13 protein-coding genes and 1 other RNA gene are annotated in these 19510 nt (G+C 57.6%); 3 read left to right on the plus strand and 11 right to left on the minus strand.

What is annotated here, in order from left to right; genetic code table 11:
- The first annotated feature begins 28 nt into the window (after positions 1-28).
- Positions 29-1030 carry an acyl-CoA synthetase family protein gene (locus HSW_RS08675; protein ID WP_044001603.1) on the plus strand — a complete coding sequence of 334 codons (1002 nt, stop codon included), beginning with the start codon at positions 29-31 and terminating at the stop codon, positions 1028-1030.
- Between the two features lie 6 nt (positions 1031-1036).
- Here the strand turns inward: HSW_RS08675 and HSW_RS08680 are convergent, their stop codons facing one another.
- The 8 genes from HSW_RS08680 to HSW_RS08710 all read right to left on the minus strand — a co-directional run bounded on the left by HSW_RS08680 (position 1037) and on the right by HSW_RS08710 (position 11266).
- Positions 1037-1540, minus strand: coding sequence for a DUF421 domain-containing protein (locus HSW_RS08680; RefSeq protein ID WP_052346267.1), 504 nt, complete (start codon positions 1538-1540; stop codon positions 1037-1039).
- Positions 1541-1609: 69 nt separating this feature from the next.
- Positions 1610-2788, minus strand: coding sequence for a sigma-54-dependent transcriptional regulator (locus HSW_RS08685; RefSeq protein ID WP_044001604.1), 1179 nt, complete (start codon positions 2786-2788; stop codon positions 1610-1612).
- Positions 2789-3063: 275 nt separating this feature from the next.
- Positions 3064-5700 carry a cellulase family glycosylhydrolase gene (locus HSW_RS08690; protein WP_052346268.1) on the minus strand — a complete coding sequence of 879 codons (2637 nt, stop codon included), beginning with the start codon at positions 5698-5700 and terminating at the stop codon, positions 3064-3066.
- Between the two features lie 83 nt (positions 5701-5783).
- An RNA gene (gene rnpB, locus HSW_RS23450) (RNase P RNA component class A) lies at positions 5784-6231 on the minus strand.
- Positions 6232-6280: 49 nt separating this feature from the next.
- Positions 6281-6679: a hypothetical protein gene (locus HSW_RS08695; protein ID WP_155832888.1), complete on the minus strand. Its 399-nt coding sequence runs from the start codon at positions 6677-6679 to the stop codon at positions 6281-6283.
- Between the two features lie 15 nt (positions 6680-6694).
- A complete protein-coding gene (locus HSW_RS08700) occupies positions 6695-8557 on the minus strand; it encodes a M1 family metallopeptidase (RefSeq protein WP_044001606.1) in 1863 nt (620 codons plus the stop codon).
- 593 nt (positions 8558-9150) lie between these two features.
- Positions 9151-10266 carry a Smr/MutS family protein gene (locus HSW_RS08705; RefSeq protein ID WP_044001607.1) on the minus strand — a complete coding sequence of 372 codons (1116 nt, stop codon included), beginning with the start codon at positions 10264-10266 and terminating at the stop codon, positions 9151-9153.
- Between the two features lie 100 nt (positions 10267-10366).
- On the minus strand, positions 10367-11266 hold the full coding sequence (locus tag HSW_RS08710) for a DUF2279 domain-containing protein (RefSeq protein ID WP_231501378.1): 900 nt from the start codon (positions 11264-11266) through the stop codon (positions 10367-10369).
- A gap of 252 nt (positions 11267-11518) precedes the next feature.
- Between HSW_RS08710 and HSW_RS08715 the strand changes: the two genes are divergently transcribed.
- Positions 11519-14344: a DUF4961 domain-containing protein gene (locus HSW_RS08715; protein ID WP_044001608.1), complete on the plus strand. Its 2826-nt coding sequence runs from the start codon at positions 11519-11521 to the stop codon at positions 14342-14344.
- A gap of 91 nt (positions 14345-14435) precedes the next feature.
- Here HSW_RS08715 and HSW_RS08720 read toward each other — a convergent pair whose 3' ends face one another.
- Positions 14436-15284 carry an N-acetylglucosamine kinase gene (locus HSW_RS08720; RefSeq protein ID WP_044001609.1) on the minus strand — a complete coding sequence of 283 codons (849 nt, stop codon included), beginning with the start codon at positions 15282-15284 and terminating at the stop codon, positions 14436-14438.
- 257 nt (positions 15285-15541) lie between these two features.
- On the opposite strand from HSW_RS08720, the gene HSW_RS08725 reads away from it, so the two are divergent.
- Positions 15542-16678 carry a T9SS type A sorting domain-containing protein gene (locus HSW_RS08725; RefSeq protein WP_155832889.1) on the plus strand — a complete coding sequence of 379 codons (1137 nt, stop codon included), beginning with the start codon at positions 15542-15544 and terminating at the stop codon, positions 16676-16678.
- Between the two features lie 286 nt (positions 16679-16964).
- Here HSW_RS08725 and HSW_RS23455 read toward each other — a convergent pair whose 3' ends face one another.
- Together HSW_RS23455 and HSW_RS08730 are read right to left on the minus strand one after the other, a co-directional pair.
- Complete coding sequence (locus HSW_RS23455) at positions 16965-17768, minus strand: SusE domain-containing protein (RefSeq protein ID WP_071883087.1); 804 nt, start codon at positions 17766-17768, stop codon at positions 16965-16967.
- A gap of 111 nt (positions 17769-17879) precedes the next feature.
- Positions 17880-19496, minus strand: a complete 1617-nt coding sequence (locus tag HSW_RS08730; RefSeq protein WP_052346270.1) for a RagB/SusD family nutrient uptake outer membrane protein — start codon at positions 19494-19496, stop codon at positions 17880-17882.
- Positions 19497-19510 lie beyond the last annotated feature (14 nt).

A 19510-nucleotide genomic window follows, 5' to 3' on the forward strand; every position in this document is an offset into this window, starting at 1 on the left:
TCTGTTCCGCTAACCCCAACGTACCCGAATGAGTTTCCGCGCCGAATACCTCCGCCAGCTTCCCCTCCTGACCGATACCACCGCCCCCGCTGCCGCCCTGGAGCTGTTCCGGTACCAGGCTCAGCACTGCGCCCCATATGCCGCGTATCTGGCGGCTTTGGGCTACCAGCCAGCGCGGGTGCAACGGCTGGAGTCCATTCCGTTTCTACCCATTGAGTTCTTCAAAACCCAGGACGTACGCACGGATGCCGTTGACTGGCAGCCGGAGGAAACGTTCCTAAGCAGCGGCACCACCCGGCAGAGCCGCAGCCAGCACTTTGTGCGCGAGCCGCTGCTCTACCGCCAGCACGCGGCCCGCATCTTCGAGCAGTTCTACGGTCCGCTCACCGGCTGGACTTTTCTGGCACTGCTACCCTCGTATCTGGAGCAGGGCAACTCCTCATTGGTGGCGATGGTGGAGTACTTCGGCCAGCAGTCGGGGCAGCTGCAGCCGGCCTTCTTTCTGCACGACCACGAGGCTTTGTTGACTGCACTGGCGCAGGCTAAGCAGCAACCCAGCCGGAAAGTGCTATTGCTGGGCGTAAGCTATGCGCTGCTTGATTTTGCGGCTACCTACGCCGGCCGTCCGGAGCTACACGGTGTTACGGTGCTGGAAACCGGTGGCATGAAGGGCCGCCGCCGCGAGATGATCCGGGAAGAGCTGCACGCGGAGTTGCAACAAGCCTTCGGGCCGGCCGGCATCCATTCCGAGTACGGCATGACAGAACTGTTAGGCCAGGCTTACAGCTTCGGCGACGGCCGGTTCCACGCGCCGCCCCAACTGCGGGTGCTGCTGCGCGACCCATCTGACCCGTTCTCCGTATCGGCTACCCGCGCCGCCGGGGCTATCAACGTTATTGACCTAGCCAACGTGGACAGCTGCGCCTTCATCGAAACCAAAGACTTGGCCCGTCTGCACCCCGATGGCTCGTTTGAAGTGCTGGGCCGCCTGGATAACTCCGATGTGCGCGGTTGCAACCAGATGGTGTAAAGCCTATTACTCCGCTTTCTTCACTACCGTGATAACGCCGTCGTGCTCCAGGCGTACTGTCTCCAGGGTGCTCAAATCGTCGGTGTTGGCGGCGGCCCGGATGCCGGCGTGCAGCTCCGGTTCGCTCACGCTGGCTCGGCGCAGCTCGTGCTGATGAATGGTAGAACCCTCGGCCAGTACGGAATCGGAGCCTTTGACCAGCCGGCGCAGGGTGGGCGAGAAGTAGAGTGCGTAGGCCAGCGCCCGGTGCACGAACACCAGCGCGGCGGCAGCCGTGAAGGTGATGCCCATCGGGGCATCGGCAATGATGACGCGGCTCAGCAAAGCTCCGAACATAAACTTCACCACCATATCCAGGGCGCTGTTGCCGCCAAACGTGCGCCGGCCTGAGAGCCGCAGCAGCACTAAGGCCACCAGAAAAACCAGCACGGCCCGCGCGCAGGTCTGGGCCACCGTGATGGTTTCGGCCGTAGCCTGCATGCCCAGCAGTTGATTAAAAAAAGCTTCCATAAACACACAAAATGCCGGCCCAGGCGGGTCGGCATTTTGCTTACGCAGTTAGGTTAAATTTGGTCTGGACTACTTGCCAGCAAAGGCTTTCGCGTCGGTTTCCGTGATGGTGTCGTCGCTCATGATGACGAGGCGCTCTACCACGTTGCGTAACTCCCGGATGTTGCCGCGCCAGTCGAGGCTCTGGAGGTATTTGAGGGCAGAAGGGTCCACTTTTTTGGGCTTGTTGCCATAGTCCTGGGCAATGTCCTTGAGGAATTTCTCGATGAGGGCCGGGATGTCGTCGCGCCGGTCGTTGAGGGCGGGTACCTGAATCAGGATGACGGACAGGCGGTGGTAGAGGTCCTCGCGGAAGTTTTTGTCGGCAATTTCATGGAGCAGGTTCTTGTTGGTGGCGGCCAGCACGCGCACGTTCACCGAAATTTCCTTTTCGCCGCCCACGCGGGTAATCTTGCTTTCCTGTAGAGCCCGCAGCACTTTGGCCTGGGCCGACAGGCTCATATCGCCGATTTCGTCCAGAAACAGCGTGCCGCCATCGGCCTGCTCGAACTTGCCGATGCGCTGCTTCACGGCCGACGTGAACGAGCCCTTCTCGTGGCCGAACAGCTCCGACTCAATCAGCTCGGAGGGAATGGCGGCGCAGTTGACTTCTACCAGCGGGCCGCCGGCGCGGTTGCTGAGCTCGTGCAGCTGGCGGGCCACCATTTCCTTGCCTGCGCCGTTGGGCCCAGTGATGAGCACGCGGGCATCGGTGGGGGCCACCTTCTCGATGGCCTTTCGCACGGCAGACAGCGCCTCGGAGTCGCCAATCATTTCCGAATTTTTGGCCAGCTTTTTCTTGAGCGTCTTGTTCTCGGTGCTGAGCTTGGTGGTTTCGGTGCTGAGCTTGCTGTGGTCGAGGGCGTTACGCACCGTTAGGAGCAGGCGGTTCAGGTCCGGTGGCTTCTGCAGGAAATCGTAGGCACCTTTCTTGGTGGCATCCACGGCCATTTCCACGTTGCCGTGGGCCGATACCATGATGAACGTGGCACCAGGAGCCAGAATGCGGGCCCGCTCCAGCACTTCAATGCCGTCCATCTTGGGCATCTTCACGTCGCAGAGCACCACGTCGTACTTGTCGCGGATGAGCATGTCGAGGCCGGTCGGGCCGTCTTCGGCCTGATCTACCTGGTAGCTTTCGTATTCGAGAATTTCCTTCAGCGTGTGCCGAATGGCCTTTTCGTCGTCGATAATGAGAATGCGGGGCATAAAACAAGGAAGGTGTAGGCCGCGAAAGGTACAAAACGCGCCGCCGAGTTGCGGGGTTGGGTGAGCCAGGATGGTAGGTCGATAAAAATCAGCCCGTCATGCTGAGCATTCTGCGCATAAAGCAGAGGCGTAGCCGCAGTCGAAGCATCGCTACCGCTTCGTTGTGATAGTGATTAGTTAGCCAGAGGTAGCGATGCTTCGACTACGCTCCGTCTCTGCTTTATGCGCAGAATGCTCAGCATGACACAGACCTTTCGGTTTCGCACCTGACTCGCCTACCGCAACTCCACCGACTCAATATCCAGAAACGGCCGCTCCGTAGAACCGGAAGCCGCAGCCGGGCTCAACAGAATCTGCAGGATTTCGGCCTGGGCCAGCGGCAGGGCGGGGCCGGCATTGCTTGGAGAGTTCATCGGCAAAAAGCTGGGGTAGGGGCGCGGCAGCAGCACTTGCTGCGCCGGCCGGAATGCCGCCAGCGGCATCCGGATTTCCTGCATGTCGGCTCCCACTTCTACTTCCGTTGCGTAGGCTGCCGCATCACGAGTGGTGAGCACCAGACGGACCGGGCCGGCCGCGCCGCCGCGCCGGGCGCGCAGCACCAGCTCCCGGAAGTTGCCCGCTTCACTGGCCCGCGCCGCCAGCCGGTCACCGAAATACGCTCGCAGAAACGCTACCGGCGCGGTCGGGTCGAAGAAGGCCGGCGGGCTGGCGGGCGTGGGGGCCTGGAGCAGCCGCAGGGCCAGGTGGCCGGTGCTGGTCGTCACGTAATCGGTCCAGCCGGAGCCGTTGACGCCGCCGGCTTCCACCCGCTGCTGGTCGTGGGCCGCCTGGAACAAGGGGAGCGGTGCCCCGGCTGGTACGATAGGCGTTTCCCAGCGGTCCTGGGGCGCGTAGTCCCAGTCGCGGGGGCTGCCGGCGAAGCCGCCGGGGAAGGTGGTGGTTTGCTGGTTATACTTCACGGCCACCCAGTAGCGTAGCAGGCCGGGGTAGAGCAGCTCGGCGGGTACGGTGGCTTCGGCGGTGGTAAGCGTAGGGCGACGCATAGGGATAGTGCGCGTCTGGCCATAGAAATGCTGGGCAATGAGCAGCACCGAATCGGCCGGCTCGGCCCCGGCAATGGTAGCGCGCAGCACCGCCGGCTGCCCGGCCGGCAGTTGGGCCGGAGCCGCGTGCATCACTTGAACCGGACCCGGAGTGGCCGCCGGAGCCACAAACTCGCCCAGCTTGAGGGCACCCAACTGGGTTTGCGCCGTGTAAGCGGTGGTACTTTTGCCCCGGGCTGCCACCACGTACACACCCGGCCGCAGCACCACCGTGCTATTGCTGGCCTGGGTTTGGAAAGCATTGCCCTCGTTCAGGCCGCGCACCGTGAAATCAGCGCCCAGGCCGGGCAGCGTGAGACGCAGGGGCTGGGTGTTCCACGCAATGCGCGTGACGGTCTGGCGCAAAGACGTCTTAGCGAATGGGTCGCGCACCTGGATGGCATCGGGCATTACCTCCAGCCGCCAGATGCTGGGGGCCAGCTGGTCGAGGAAGTAGGCGCCGGTGCCTTGGTACTGCACCACGGGCGAGGAGCCGGTGCCGGCTACGCGGCGCAGAGCGGCGGGCTTGCGCGGGGCGGTAGTGGTGGTGCTGGTGTAGTAGAACTCCTCGGGCGTGTTCAGCTCGCTCAGGCCGTTGCGGTAGCTCACCCGGAAGTTGCCGAAAGTGGAATCCTGGGGGTAGGCCGCAAATTGCTGGTTGCGCTTCACCTGCCGGAATACCTGGCCCGCAATCAGTAAGCTGATGGCTTTGGCGGGCGTGTAAGCCAAGTTGAGGTAGTGCGTTTGGTATTCGGTGTTGGCGTAGGCCAAGGCCAGCGGGTCGTAGGCAAACTGGGTAGCCCACTGCATCCCGGCCGCCCGGAAGCTGCGGGCCATCAGCGGGTACATCACCGGTTGCAGAATATCAGCCGACTCAAACTCGTATACCAGCCGGGGCTTGCTGACGAAGCGTGGGTCCTGGGCGTAGGGAATCGGGTATTTTTCCACCAGCGGTAGCAGGTTGCCGCGCAGCGTGTGGCCGTTCACCAGCGCCGAGGGGTACCACTGAAACGTGAAGCCCTGCACCGGGCTGCTCAGAATGGCATTGGCCACGGCTGGGCTTTCGGCTAGGTTGTAGAAGATGGGCTTTTTGTACCCCGTGGCCCGCATGGCGGCTACCATGCGCTGCACAAACTCGCTCACTTCGGCCTCGGGCTGGCGGTAGTGGGGCTCGTTGCAGACCTCGTAGGCAATGATGTCAGGGTCTTCGCGGTTGAGCAGGCCGGTGTACTGGTTGCGGTGGTTGAGGAACTGCCGGAGGTAGTTTTCCTGGGCCCGAATGGCGCGCGGGTTATTGTAGGCCTGGCCTTTGGGGTAGATGGCCGAGAAGCCGGTCTGGGCCGTGTCGGGCTCGGGGTAGCCGTTGCCCCAGTAGGCAATGGGCGTCAGCACCGTTTTGATGCCGCGCTGCTTGAGCCGCTGCAGCAGGTAGTCGAGCAGGCGCAGGTGCTCGTTTTCCAGCACGTTGCCCAGCGTATCCGTGATTTCCACGTCCCAGACGTGCACCCGGAATGCATCAATGCCCAGCCGGGAGAGGTGGTACACGTCTTGGTCAATGCCCTGCTCGGGCGTGATGCCCAGGCGGCGGTGGGCCCGGTAAGAGTGGGCGAAGGGTGTGGTGTAGTTCACCCCGAACAGGGCTACTTCCTGCTTCGAGCCCTGCCAGCGCAGCACCCCGGCCGCATCCACGTACACGTCGGCCGTTTTGGGTGGGGCTTTCTGGGCGAAGGCAGGAAGGGAAATCAGCAGCGCCAGCAGCCAGCCGCAGCCAGCCAGCACCACCGGCCAGCGGCGGGAGACGCTGGGTACTACACGTATCAAATTAGACATTATGCAAACGTTTGTGTATGCTAAATAACACTATTTAGCAACAAAAACGGCCGCCGCACCCGAAGATGCGGCGGCCGTTTGATGACGGTGATGAGTCTGTAAGCCGGGTTTTGTCCGCCTGCCCGAAAGCAAGCGGCCCCACCATTTATCTAGGCCCGAACTTGCGCGCGGGCTCCATCAACCTACCCGCCAGCGCCGGACGAGCCGCCCGGTGCAGCCCCGAAGGGCCACGTACTGGCTTATTTGGTCTTTCAACCCCTGAGGTTTACCCAGCCGGACTAGTCACCCAGCCGCTGGTGCGCTCTTACCGCACCTTTTCACCCTTACCAAAGGTGAAATTGAGAAGTGGTGAGATTGTGAAATTCACAACTTCACCTTTCACAACTTCACCGCCTGGCGGTACTTTTCTGTGGCACTGGCTGTCCTGAGAAGCTTTACGCCGCCCAGTCCTTCCCGTTAGGAAGCAGGGTGCTCTGCGTTGCCCGGACTTTCCTCGTCGCCTTGCAGCGCCGCGGTGGGGCGACCCATCACTGCGGGCAAAGGTAGGTAAAGATGAACAGTGAAGCATACCAACTGTGTATTAATAGGACGGTTTGATGCTTAGAATCTTAGGTACGCTCCAACGCTCGGGTACCAGAAAGAAGTAGCCGCAGACGAACGGAAAAATGAGACTTACGGCCGTAAGGAGCGAATTAGCCACTAGCAGACCGTGGCCATGCTCCCAAAACCAGGTGATGAGCAGCCCTATTCCGCCCGGCACAATTACGCACGAGTTGAGGTACACGAAAGGAGGCTCCAAAGCGTGGAGTTTACCAGCAATTTTCCACCGGATAAGCGGTCCAATCAAGCCCAGGAGCGCCAGCAGAATACCAGCCGCAACTTCAATGGAATCCAGTGGCCAGCCACCAGCAACAATGTAAGCTGCCAACCCCCAAACCAGCAGGCCCGGAATGAACACGAATAGAAGTAAAAGTCCCACAGTGGTAACGGCTACCTACTTCCCCTCCCACACATTATCCTTTGGGTAGCTGTCGGGCACGAGGGTGGCGCCTAGCTTCACTTGCTTCACGGCTTTGGTGGTGGTCAGGGGTACGGTTACGGTTTTGGCACCCTGTTCCCACACGCCGATGGTGCGGTGCAGCTTCTCGGTGGAGTTGTCCTGGTAGGTTACGGTGAGGTCCACAGGGACGGGCTTGGTACCTTTGGCCTCTACCACCACATCGTAGCCAGCCGACGTTTTGGTAACCTGCCGGATGGCCAAGTCGGGGTAGCCGCCGTCGAAGAACCAGCGCTGCCAGAACCAGTTGAGGTTGCGGCCGGCCCCGGCGTTCATCGAGTTGAAGAAGTCGTAGGGCATGGGGTGCTTGCCGTTCCACTGGCGGATGTAGGTGTGCAGGGCCTTGGTGAACAGCTCGTCGCCCAGCAAATCCTTCACGTAGAGGTAGCCCAGGCCCGGCTTGGGGTAGGAGTTGAGGAAGAAGGGCGTGCCCGTCTGCTGGGTGCTGAGCGTGACGATGGGTAGATCGGCCTCGGTATCGGCGGCGGCGGCGTAGGGGGCAATGCCGTAGTCGTCATCGAGCTTGGGGTCGATGATGCCCGAAATCAGCCACTCGCCGATGGTGGCCCAGCCCTCATCCATCCAGCCGTACTTGGTTTCGTTGATGCCCATGTAGAACGGGAACATCGTGTGGAAAATCTCGTGGTCGGTGAGGGTAATGGCGTCCTCGCGGGTGCTGGTGGGGTTGTCGTTCACCATCATCGGGTACTCCATCTGGTCCAGCCCGTCGAAGATGGTTTCGTGGGCGTAGGGGAAGGGCCACTTGGGGAAGGTATAGCTCATGGCCTCCACCGTCTGGCGGGCGAAGTGCACCACCTCCTCGTAATCCTTGTGGGCGGGGTTGTACACGGCATCCACGCGGGTGCGGCGCTTGGTGGCAGGGTCCACTACCAGGCTGCTGGCCTGCCATACGTAATGGTCGGTGGTGGCAAAGGCGAAGTCGGTCACGTTTTTGGCCTCGAAGTGCCAGGTATTCTGGGCGGCGGGGGCCGTCAGGTCTTTGGCCTTAAGGTCGGCGGCGGTGATGATGGGGGTGATGCCGTCCTTGGTTTCGGCCTCGCGCAGGCGCTGAGCGTACTTTTTGCCCAGCACTTTGTCGGCGTTGGTCAGGTCGCCGGTGGCCCACACTACGAAGTTGCGGGGCACGGTGATATCGGCCGAGAAGTTGGCGAAGTCGTTGTAGAACTCCTGGCTGCCGAGGTAGGGGTTGCGGTTCCAGCCGTCGATGTCGTCGTACACGGCCACGCGGGGGAAGAAGTAGGCTACGAAATCGGCTCCCGGCTCCACCTCGCCGGTGCGCATGTGAGAGCCTTTGTTGAGGGTGTAGGAGTAATTGACAGAAATCTGGACAGTCTGCTTGGCCCCGATGGCCCGGCGCAGCGGTACCGTCAGGTTGGTGAAATCAGCTTTCAGTTTGGCTACGTCCATCGTCTGGCCGTTGATGGTCAGCTTCTCCAGCTTCATGCCTTCGCCCACGTCCTCCGGGCTCATGCCGCCGGCGCGGGGCGCGCCTTTCTTATACAGGTTGGAGTAGAGCTTAAACCACAGCTGCCGCAGCGAATCGGGGCTTTGGTTGTGGTAGGCAATATCGGCCGTGCCCTTCACCAGCCGCGTGGTAGGGTCGAAGTTCACCTTCAGCTGGTAGTCGGCCGAGTTCTGCCAGTAGTTAGGGCCGGGCTGGCCGGTTACCGAGCGGGTGCCTTTGGTGTAGGTGGCCTGGAGGTTGCGCGGCACGGGCAGCTGCTGGGCCGCTAGGGATAAGGGGAGGAGAGAAGCGGCGAGAAGCGCAGGGAATTTCATGCGGAAAGTTATTGCCAAAGATGTTGAAGTTTATGCCGGATGCGTTGCTGAAGACTATCTGGCATTTCACGCGCGTGACGTCGCAAAGCGGCTTCAACTACTTGATATATTCTGTGCTTTTCAGCCGTAGTGTCAATAGATAGAACATAATCTGCTGGGCCGCACCTTACCAATTTTAAGTCAAGCGGAGTAATACGGTGTTTGCCGTTTATGAAATACACAAAGGAACTATGAGAGCTGTTCTGTTGATCAATGGAAATTAGTCCTATACAAGTAGCAGATGTGGCTTCTGGAGAGAACCTGTAGGCTTTTATAGAATTATGCCGTTTGTCATAGTGGCATCTATCACTATTCTGCTGCCCTACAAACCGTTTAAGTCGCCAAAGTTGAATCTGATTAAGCCCAAGCTGTCTTGGAGAAAATGTGGAACGGTGGTACCCGTTCGTACATCCGGAGAGAGTGTAACTTAACAATGCAAGAGATGTCAAGACACATACAAAACGAATAGACATGAGAGAGTGTGTAATTAATAAGTCTGCCCCGGAAAGCTACTAGTCAATAGCTTTCCGGGGCAGACTTAGTTTCAGTCAAATCTACTTTAGCCGCACCAGTGTGGCACCGTAGCCGAACTTCTCCTTCTTTGAATCCTCGAAGAACTTAATGTCGCGGTTGCGGCTGAGCAGCTTATGTAGCTCCTTGCGCAGGGTGCCGTTGCCGGAACCGTGGATGAACACGATTTCGTGCATGTTGGTGGCCAGGGCACGGCTTAGGGTGTCCTCGAAGGCTTCGAGCTGGAGCTTGAGGATGGCGGTGTTGCTCATGCCTTCGGCCCCTTCCGGCAGTAAGGCTTCCAGGTGCAGATCCACCTCATGGGATGGAGCTACGATGGCCTTGGCAGGCTCGGGGGCCGGGGCTACGGCGGCGGGTTTGGCGGGAGCGTTGCCGGTCAGCTGGGCTTTCAGGGTTTCGGCCAGTTTCTCGGGGGCAATAACAACCGGGGCGGCGGGCTTCTCATCCAACTGGAAGAGGTAGGCTTCGCGCTGCAGCACTGGCACGTTGGGCTGGCGGCTGGTGTAGAAACTGGCGGCCTTGAACTGCAGCCGCTTGGTGAGCAGCTCGAAGGCCTCAGTACCATTGAACTTGTAGGGCAAGAGCTGCACCACGGCGGCCGGCCATTGGTCGAAATCCTTGAGGTGCCAGTGGCCCAGGGCCGGGCTGGCGGCCTTGGCTTCCAGCTTTTCGGCCCGGAGGGCGCGGTACTTGCCCTGACGGTCCTCGCCGAAAGTGTAGAGCACGTCCCGCTCGGTGTGGTTGACCAAGTATAACGCCAGCAGCTCCGGCGACTGGTGGGTGAGGGCCAGATACAGGCCTTTCTGCACCGGCGGGGCCATCGTTTTATCGGCTTTCACCGGGGCGGGGCCTTCCGATTTGGCCGGTTGCGGTGCGCTTGTGGAGTTACCCGAGGCCTTGGCAGCGCGGGCCGCGTGGGCGGCTCCGGTGGCGGCGGCTTTCTTCTCGGAGGCAATGGCGGCGGCGCTCTGGCCGAAAGCTTTGGTTTCCTCAGCGGCTACCACTACTACTTCGCGGCGTAGCACCGGAATGGTGAAATCGTTATCAATGGCTACCTCAACCAGCTCGTCGCTGAGCAGGCGGGTGACAATACCTTCTTCGCGCCCGGTGAGCAGGCGTACACGGTCTCCAACGTTCATATCAAGGGAAAGAAAAGTGCGGGTGGAATAGCAAACAGCAAAGGTAGGTGCAAATTGGCCCCCTACTGGTACTGGTTTACGCAGTAGGCCAGCAGTCGGATCAATAGTACAGGCTGTGCGCTACGAAACCGCGCCGCTGGTTCCATTCCAGGGCGGGGGCGGGCAGGTGGAAGATGCTGGCCACGTAGAACACGCGCTTCAGCAGCTTGCTGCGGGTCGGAATCTGGCGCAGATCCACGTCTAGGCTCAGGTAGTATTGCCGGTAAGGGCGCAGGCCCAGGGCCGCGTTGGCGGCCGGGTCGTTGAATACCATCTGCTGGGCCCCGTAGCCCAGAGCCGGCTGCAGCCAGCGAGGCCAGAGCGACGTAGCCGGGAGCCAGGCCCCTACATCGGCGCAGAGCCAGTAGGTCTGGCCGTTATAGTCCTTCAGATGCTTTTCGGCTAGACTGCGGCCCAGCACGTTGGGGCGCATGGCGGAGTAGCGGGTGGTGTGGAACGAGTATTTGGGCATGAGGCGCACCTCGCCCCAAGCCAACTGCTGCCCGATGAGGCCGGCCGAGCCCAGGAAATTGGCGGCCAGATCGGTAGCCGACGCGCCGTACTGCGGGTCGCGGCCATCGAGCAGTTCAATGGGGCTTTGCAGCAGAAACCCCACAAAGCCTCCGTACCAGGTGGCGCGGCGGTCGGGCACACCGGCCCAGCGCAACATATCCACGGCGCCCCGGCTTTCGTGAAACGCCCCCCAGAAGTGTCCTACTTTGTCCATCTGCTTCCACTCGTGCGAATCATCAAACCAGTGAAAGCGGCTCCGCTCACCCGTGTACCAGCCTTGGCTGAGCAAGTACATCGTGGCCGAGTACGACACCACCAGCCCACCGGCCAGCACTGGCAGCCGCTGGTTGAGGCGGCCGGCCGGCGCGGCTACACTGTCGGTAGCCGCTGGCACGGCTGCCAAGGGCGCCTGGGCTACGGCCGGCTGAAGACAGAAGCTGAAGGCCACGAATAGAACCGCTCGGCTGGCCGCTTGTACTACTGACGAAAAAGAGGCGGACGATTGATGCACAAGCAGAGAAGAAGAGAATTAAAAAGGGCTTAAAGCTACAAGAAAAGCCGCTGTTGACTTGGTGGTGTGTGAGTGGTTACCTTATCTTTAATGCCCTCTTGCGCCTGTTTGTTTGCTTAGGCAGCAAGTTAGGTTAATATAGGATTGGTTTTTACGTCAACTTTCCAAAATTCCCAACCCCTTTCTTACATGAAAACACTTCGACTTTTACTGAGTCTGGTGGCAATGCTGAGCGCTATGCCGGTTTTGCGGGCACAGGTGGTCACCACCCAACCTACCTTCTTCCGCGACACCGACGCAGTGACCCTGACCTTCGATGCCACCCAGGGCAATGGAGCACTAGCCAACTTCACCGGCGACGTGTACGCGCACACCGGCGTTGTCACCAACCTGAGTACCACCAACTCCGACTGGAAGCATGTCAAGTTCACGAACTTTAACGCTCCCGATCCTTCGGTAAAGCTCACGCGCAGCACCACGAACCCCAACATATATACGCTGGCCATCACGCCCAGCGTGCGTGCCTGGTACAACGTTCCGGCTACCGAGCAGATTCAGAAAATAGCTATCCTGTTCCGCAACGGCACCGGCACTATCGTCGGCCGGGCGGCCAATGGCGGTGATATTTTCCTGGATGTGGCGCAGGGTGCCCTCACGGCGCGCATCACGGCTCCTTCGGTAACGGGCGCGCAGTTTGTTGCCCCGGGCACGCAGGTGAGCCTCACGGGTGAGGCCTCTACTTCTGCCGCCCTGAAGTTTGCGCTGAACGGTACTACCCTGGCTCAGCAGACGGGTACTACCCTTAGCACTACGGCCACTATCTCGCAGGCCGGCCGCAACGTGGTGCGTTTCTCCGCTACCAGTGGTGCCACCACCGTTACTGACTCCGTAGTGTATGTAGTGCGCCCCGCAGTGACGGTAGCCGCGCTGCCGGCCGGTGCCAAGGACGGTGTGACGTACCTGAACGGCGGTACCTCGGTACTTCTGAACCTGACGGCTCCCGGCAAGCAGTTCGTGTACGCCATTGGCGAATTCAACAACTGGCAGCCCGAAACCGGAGCCTTCCTGAACAAAACGCCTGACGGCAAGAACTGGTGGGTGCAGATCAATGGCCTCACGCCCGGCCGCGAGTATGCCTACCAGTATCTGGTAGACGGCAGCCTGCGCGTAGCCGACCCTTACGCAGAAAAGGTGCTTGACCCTAATAACGACGACTTCATTCCGGCCGTTACGTATCCCAATCTGAAAGCCTACCCGACCGGCAAAACCACCGGTATCGTTTCGGTGCTGCAAACCAACCAGACTCCGTATGCCTGGCAGGTAACCAACTTCGCCAAGCCAAAGCGCACTGATCTGGTGATTTATGAGCTGCACCTGCGCGACTTCATTGCCCGCCACGACTACCAAACCCTACGCGACACGCTGGGCTACCTGCAGCGGCTGGGCGTGAACTGCATCGAGCTGATGCCCGTGAACGAGTTCGAGGGCAACGAAAGCTGGGGCTACAACCCGTCCTTCCACTTCGCGGCCGACAAGTACTACGGCCCCAAAGATGAGTTCAAGCGCTTCATTGATGAGGCCCACCGCCGGGGTATGGCCATAGTGCTGGACGTGGTGCTGAACCACGCCTTCGGCCAGAGCCCGATGGTACAGATGTACTTCGATGCCGCCACTGGCAAACCCACAGCCAACTCGCCTTGGTTTAATGCCGACGCAACGCACCCCTTCAACGTTGGTTACGATTTCAACCACGAAAGTGCCGATACCCGCTACTATTCCAAGCGCGTGATGGAGTACTGGCTGAAGGAGTATCACGTAGATGGCTACCGCTTTGACCTGAGCAAAGGCTTTACCCAGCGCAACAACGCCAACGATGTAAACGCCTGGGGCCAATTCGACCAGTCGCGCATCAACATCTGGCAGGACTATTACAATACCATGGTGGCCGTGGACCCCACGCTGTACCCGATTCTGGAGCATTTTGCCGCCAACAACGAAGAAATTGCGCTGTCAAACATGGGCTTTATGCTGTGGGGCAATATGAACCACGACTATAATGAGGCCACCATGGGCTACCTGCCTAACTCCAACTTCAGCGGCGGCTACTACGGTGCCCGGGGCTGGTCGCAGCCGAATCTGGTGACCTATATGGAAAGCCATGATGAGGAGCGTCTGATGTTCAAGAACCTCACGTACGGCAACCAGTCGGGCAGCTATTCTACCAAGGACCTCACGACGGCTCTGGCGCGGCAGGAGCAGGCAGCCGCTTTCTTCTTCACGGTGCCCGGTCCCAAAATGGTGTGGCAGTTCGGTGAGCTGGGGTACGATATCAGCATCGACCAGAACGGCCGCGTGGGCAACAAGCCCATCCTGTGGAACTACCAGCAGGTGGCCGCCCGCCGTAAGCTCTATGACACGTACCGCTACCTGATTGCTCTGAAAAAGGCTGACCCGGTGTTTGAAAACCCCACCAGCTACACCCAGAGCCTGGCCGGCGCCGGTAAAACCATTCACCTGACCAGCGCCACCCAGAACGTAACCATCATCGGTAACTTCGACGTGACGGCTACCAGCGTGAACCCCGAGTTCCAGCGCACCGGCAAGTGGTACAACTATCTCTCCGGCGACTCTATTACTGTAACGAGCACCACCAGCCCAATTTCGCTTCAGCCCGGCGAATACGCTGTGTATACCACCACCCGCCTGAAAAAGAAGCAGTTGGTTCTCGGCACGAAACAGCAGTTGCGTGATGCAGCCGCTCTGCAACTCACGGCCTGGCCAAACCCCGCTGGTTCAGCAGCTCAGCTGCGCTATGAGCTGCCCCAGGCCAGCACGGTGCAGGTAACCGTACTGAACCTGCTGGGAGCCGCCGTACAAACGCTGCCCGCTACCCGCCAGTCGGCCGGCCCGAAAGTGGTGGAGCTGCCCCTGCAGAACTTGTCCAACGGCGTGTACATTGTGCGCCTGAGCACTGGTCAGCAGCAGCAAACTATCCGGTTGGTAGTGCAGCACTAGGCTGTTGCTACCGAATGCAAAAAAAAAGCGGCCGCTTTTTTTTTGCGTTATGGGCTATCGAAGATGTCTCCTTGAAGTTGACTTGTGGTACTTACTTTAGATTTTCTTCGTGGTAAGCCACCAGGTCATCAATAGGGGAACGGATGATCTTGCCCACTTCCATGCTGTGGCTACGTGCTACCTGGGTGAGGGCGTCGCGGAAGTTGTAGCCCACTGAGCCCACGCAGTTGAATGTGTATTCCTGGTAGCTGGGGTAGTGCCGCACCAGGTTGTCAAAGAACGTTTCGAAGCCCTGTACCACAATGTCGCGGCAGTAGCTGATGTTGTTGTGGTCGTATGTGAATTTAGCGAAGCTGGCCAGAAACCGGTTAGGCAGCGGCTGGTTGTAGAGCCGGTCCAGAATTTCGTCGCGCGTGAGCTTGAACTCTTCCTGAAATATTTCCTGCAACCCATCGGGCAGCAAGCCGCGCAGGTAGTCTCGTAGCAGCCGCTTGCCAATAAATGAGCCCGAGCCTTCGTCGCCTAGGAAATACCCCAGCGAATCTACGTTGTAGGTGATTTTCTCGCCGTCGTAGAGACAGGAGTTGGTGCCCGTGCCCAGAATGGCCGCGAAGCCCGGCTTGTTGCCCAACAGCGCGTGGGCGGCCGCCAGCAGATCCTCAGCCACGTAGGCGTTGGCATTGGGAAAGGTTTCGCGCATGGCAGCCGCCACCCGCTCTGCTTTCTCCGCGTTGTGTACGCCCGCGCCGTAGTAATACACCTTCGTCACTTCCTGCCGGGGCAGGTTGTCGGGTAGGTTTTTGTCAAGCGAAGCCGCGATAGCCGCGGTGCTCATGAAATCGGGGTTGTATCCTTCGGTGTTGAAGTACACGCGGTTGCCCGTGTTATCAAGCTGGCACCAGTTGCTCTTGGTCGAGCCGCCGTCGGCAATAAGAATCATATTAGGTCGGAAAAGTGAAGAAAAGAAAGTGTCCGGTTACTACCACGCACGGTGATACGCAACGCAAGTTCCACAGTTATTGGAAAGGAAACCAAAAAAATCCGACGCTAAGAAATAGTGCTGGCCGCAGAGGTATACAATAAAAGTTAGCCAGAATGAATCTAGTGAGTAAAAAAAGTGAGTAAGTGCTCAATATATTACTAACCAATGAGGCTTCAGCAACGTACATTTTGTACTTTTAATCCTCTGCCACACCCGTGGGTAACGCGCAGTATTTTTCACTTCTTCATTTTTCAAATACCATGAAAAAATCCTTTACTCTGGCTGCCCTTGGGCTTTTAACTGCTACGTCGTTTTCGGCTAGTGCCCAGATTGTACTTGACGGCAAAGTAGCAGCTACCGAAATCGGAACTGGTACTAACCGATACCAATTGGCTGGTACTTATGCCGGGACACATTCAGTAACCGGCAAAGGTTTACAGTCGTTGTACGTTGGTGCGAGCAGCACGAAGCTCTACGTAATGCTGGTGGGCTCTGCTGAAACAGCTACCGATTATCCCGGCTACGTGGTATACCTGAATGTGCCCGGTAAAGCGGGCGTAGCGGCAGGTACTCAACTCAAAGGCGGCTCAGCTGGTGACAGCCCGCTGAAGCATACACCCACGATGGACATGGAAACGGATTATGGGGTGCGCGCCACCTTATCTCCTTCCAATATGACTGATGTGTACTACAGCTTTGTCGATTACACCAGCGGTAATACGGCTCCGGTCGCGGACAGCTACCAGGGTGCCGGCAAAAAGGACGGCACGGCTTTGACTTTCTCCGCAACGACGGGCCCTTTCACTGGCACACGAGTGGCACTGGTGAAATCGGCCGACCTGACGGCGGCAACAACCGCTGGCACTGGGCTGGAAATGGAGTTCGATCTGGCCGCTATGGGCCTGACCGCTAGCAGCCAGATTAATCTGATGGTAGGTTACGTGAAAGACGGTGGTGCTTTCACTTCTGATGTGTTACCTCAGGTAGTAGGTCAGACAACTGACTTAGGTTCGTCTCCTAATTTTTCGACCTTGGCTGGCCGCCAAAATGTTACGTACAACTTGAGCACCGGGATTCTGGCTAACCGTAATGCCATTGCTTCCGCGCTGAAATTTAATGTTTATCCAAACCCTAGTGCTGGTACGGCACAGGTTAGTTATCAAGTGCCAAACGGCCAGCAAGATGTGCAAATGGAAGTGTTCAATTGCCTAGGACAGCGGGTACAGCAACTTAGCTTGGGACGGCGTAGCGGTACCCAGGTGCAGCCGCTAGAGGCACTTCAGGCCGGCTCCTACTTCGTGAAACTGCGGGTAGGTGACCAGACTACGGCCCAGCAATTGTCTGTGCTGTAATAAGCATGCTTTACCGAAGAGTGCCGGATGCGCATCACGCGTGTCCGGCACCCTTCGGTAAAACTATTTCAATAATTATGCAGCAAAGGTATTTTGGCCATAAGTATTTTCAATTGTGCAAGGAGTACAGGTAAACAAGCGGTATTAATTTTTTTGGGTATACACTATAATTTGGCGTATTATGCCCTCTTATTTCGGTACACAATAAAAATTATTGTGTACCGAATACAATAAAAAGAGCCACTGGTATACCAGTGGCTCTTTTTATTGTATTCGGTAAGTAGGGCTAGGGAGTAATAGTTACTTTACCAGTTGCTGCACCAGCAGCATCGGTACCAACTTCTAATTTAACAGTATACGTACCAGGGGTTGTAATCACCAAGTCCGAACCATTCTGAGTTAAGGCAATTCCTTTGGTAAAATCACCCGATGGGCCGCCAAGATTGGTGCCCCAGTCTTGATTACGCCGGAATTTAAAAGGACCTGCATTGAGTGCCATACGGGCCACATAAGCGCGTACCCGGCAGTCATAAGGTAAATTACGGTCAGTAGCAGTAGCACCAGGCCAGCCATCACCAGCTGGGCCTACTAAGCCCCACCGGTCAGTAGGAGCTATGAAGTCAGGATAAGGAGATGCTACCAGCGTTTGTACCGGAGAAATTACAGCAGGCACTGCATCCCCAATTGTCGCTCTCACCCGTACCTCCAGTGGAAAAGGCGTAGGGGTCGCAGGGAGACTACAGTCCACAGCATTATATAGGTCGTTCAACTCTTTTACGGTGAATGACTTGCTAAGATTGCTGCCGGCGTTAAAATCCTGAGTGGCTGCGAAATTGGTTCCTTGCTTGGCAAATTGCAATGTGTATACCACTGCAGCATCGTAGCCGTAGTCAACCTTATTCCAAGAATAAGTTACTGCTTGAGCGCTAGAATTCGACGTAGTTATGGTAGCAGACGTAGCAGAAGCCGTTAGAGTAGCAGAGGCTTCTGGGTTGATAACTACTTTGTCTTCATCTTTTTCGCAAGATGCCAAAGTAACAGTTGCCAAGGCAAATACACCGGCAACAGTTCGAGTAATCCAAGTTTTCATGAAAAGTCGATAATGAGTGGGAAATTCAGCAAGATTTCTCTGGTTTTTGGAATTGATTTTTAACCCTTTTGATAAGAAATCAATTCCAAAAACCAGAGAAATACCCTGGGATTAGTAACCAGGATTCTGACGACCTGCCAGATTGGGATTGGCTACAATATCTGTGTTAGGGATGGGGAACAGTACACGCGTGGGCTCCACATCGCGGCCGGCACGTACGCCTCCTTTGAAGGGCCAGTTGTTACCCGATGTATACCGTCCAAAACGGATCAGATCGGTACGACGGTGGCCTTCCCAAAACAGTTCCCGAGCCCGCTCATCTAAGATATTGTTGAGAGTGAGACTGGCCACAGTAGGAGCCTGAGAACGAGTGCGGAGTTCGTTCACATACGCTACGGCTTGAGCAGTGCTTCCACCAGAACCACCACGAAGTACGGCTTCAGCATACATGAGCTGCACATCAGCCAAACGGAACATTGGATAGTCGGTATCAGCAAAGTTACCTTCACCGCCTTGTTGCTGCGAGTCAGAACCACCTCTGCCCGTAGAAGTTACATTACGCCACTTGGTAACTAAAGGCCCGCTGCTAAACTGATCGAGAGAATCAACGTTTGGGTTTTGGCCCCGGGTAAAGAGCATAGCCCGTCGCGTGTCATCGGCATTAGAGCCATTGAAGATTTGCGTCAGGTTCTGCTTGGCCCGCAGCCCCGCCCAGCCATTGTTGATGCCTGCGCTGGTTGGCGATACGCCGCGACCAACGGGAGCATGCACCAAAAACGTCATGCCACCAAAGGTTTTGGTACGCAAGCCGTCAAACGTAATAGGAAAGATAATCTCGTTTTTTGCGCTAGAGGTATTGTTGTCAGCTAGGAACAGATTAGCGTATACGGGGCTAAGTGTGTAACCGGCTGCCAGTACTTTTTTTGCATAAGTAATGGCTTCCGTGTTCTGAGCCGTGCCCGTATACACCTGAGCATTCAAATACAACTTGGTCAATAACGTCCAGCATACAGCCTGATCAGCACGGCCATATACAGCACGGGGTGCTAGCAGTTCATTACCAGCATCTAAGGCTAACAATTCCGTTTCTACGAAACGGTATAACTCGGCCCGATTGCGATAAGGTGGGTTCGTTCCGATTGCGGCTTCTTCAGTAGCGAATGGACCACCGCCGAACAAGTCAACTGCATGCCAGTAGCAAAGCGCACGTAGGAGACGGGCCTCAGCCCGGTACGTACGTACTGTAGCAGCAGCGTCACCATTGATACCACGCTCACTAAGCCGTGCGTCTGTGGTCTGGCGAATAAACTCGTTACACAGACCAATTTCGTAATAAATACGGTCATACGTGGCACGTACAAACTCATTGTCGGCATTCCACTGCAAAGTGTTTACAGAAGGCAGGTTACCGTCATTCCAGCCCAGCACGGCCTCATCAGTAGTAATTTCCTGCAGCTGCCAATACTGACGAATATAGTTTGAGAACCCTTCGTCAATACCCGTAATATCAGGCGAGCCAGCCGGACCGCTCTGGCCACTCACGGCGAAGGTCGCATATAGTCGCGCCAATACCTGTTCAATCTGAGCTGGATCGCGGTACACTACTTCGGAGTTAGCAGAGTAGTCCGGAATTTGATCCAAGTCGTTAATGCAAGAAGTAGTCAGGGAAGAGAGTCCGGCCGTTAGCGCCAGCATTCCCAACATGCGGGTGAATTTGTTGTGTGTCATAAGGCGAATGATGG

Source organism: Hymenobacter swuensis DY53 (genome assembly GCF_000576555.1).
GTDB lineage: Bacteria > Bacteroidota > Bacteroidia > Cytophagales > Hymenobacteraceae > Hymenobacter > Hymenobacter swuensis.

What these genes read in the sequence shown, in the direction of transcription:
- HSW_RS08675 (WP_044001603.1), top strand. Translation starts at nt 29, where the DNA reads ATGAGTTTCCGCGCCGAATACCTCCGCCAGCTTCCCCTCCTGACCGAT.
- HSW_RS08700 (WP_044001606.1), bottom strand. Translation starts at nt 8,557, where the DNA reads ATGAAATTCCCTGCGCTTCTCGCCGCTTCTCTCCTCCCCTTATCCCTA.
- HSW_RS08730 (WP_052346270.1), bottom strand. Translation starts at nt 19,496, where the DNA reads ATGACACACAACAAATTCACCCGCATGTTGGGAATGCTGGCGCTAACG.
- HSW_RS08690 (WP_052346268.1), bottom strand. Translation starts at nt 5,700, where the DNA reads ATGTCTAATTTGATACGTGTAGTACCCAGCGTCTCCCGCCGCTGGCCG.
- HSW_RS08685 (WP_044001604.1), bottom strand. Translation starts at nt 2,788, where the DNA reads ATGCCCCGCATTCTCATTATCGACGACGAAAAGGCCATTCGGCACACG.
- HSW_RS08705 (WP_044001607.1), bottom strand. Translation starts at nt 10,266, where the DNA reads ATGAACGTTGGAGACCGTGTACGCCTGCTCACCGGGCGCGAAGAAGGT.
- HSW_RS08720 (WP_044001609.1), bottom strand. Translation starts at nt 15,284, where the DNA reads ATGATTCTTATTGCCGACGGCGGCTCGACCAAGAGCAACTGGTGCCAG.
- HSW_RS23455 (WP_071883087.1), bottom strand. Translation starts at nt 17,768, where the DNA reads ATGAAAACTTGGATTACTCGAACTGTTGCCGGTGTATTTGCCTTGGCA.
- HSW_RS08715 (WP_044001608.1), top strand. Translation starts at nt 11,519, where the DNA reads ATGAAAACACTTCGACTTTTACTGAGTCTGGTGGCAATGCTGAGCGCT.
- HSW_RS08680 (WP_052346267.1), bottom strand. Translation starts at nt 1,540, where the DNA reads ATGGAAGCTTTTTTTAATCAACTGCTGGGCATGCAGGCTACGGCCGAA.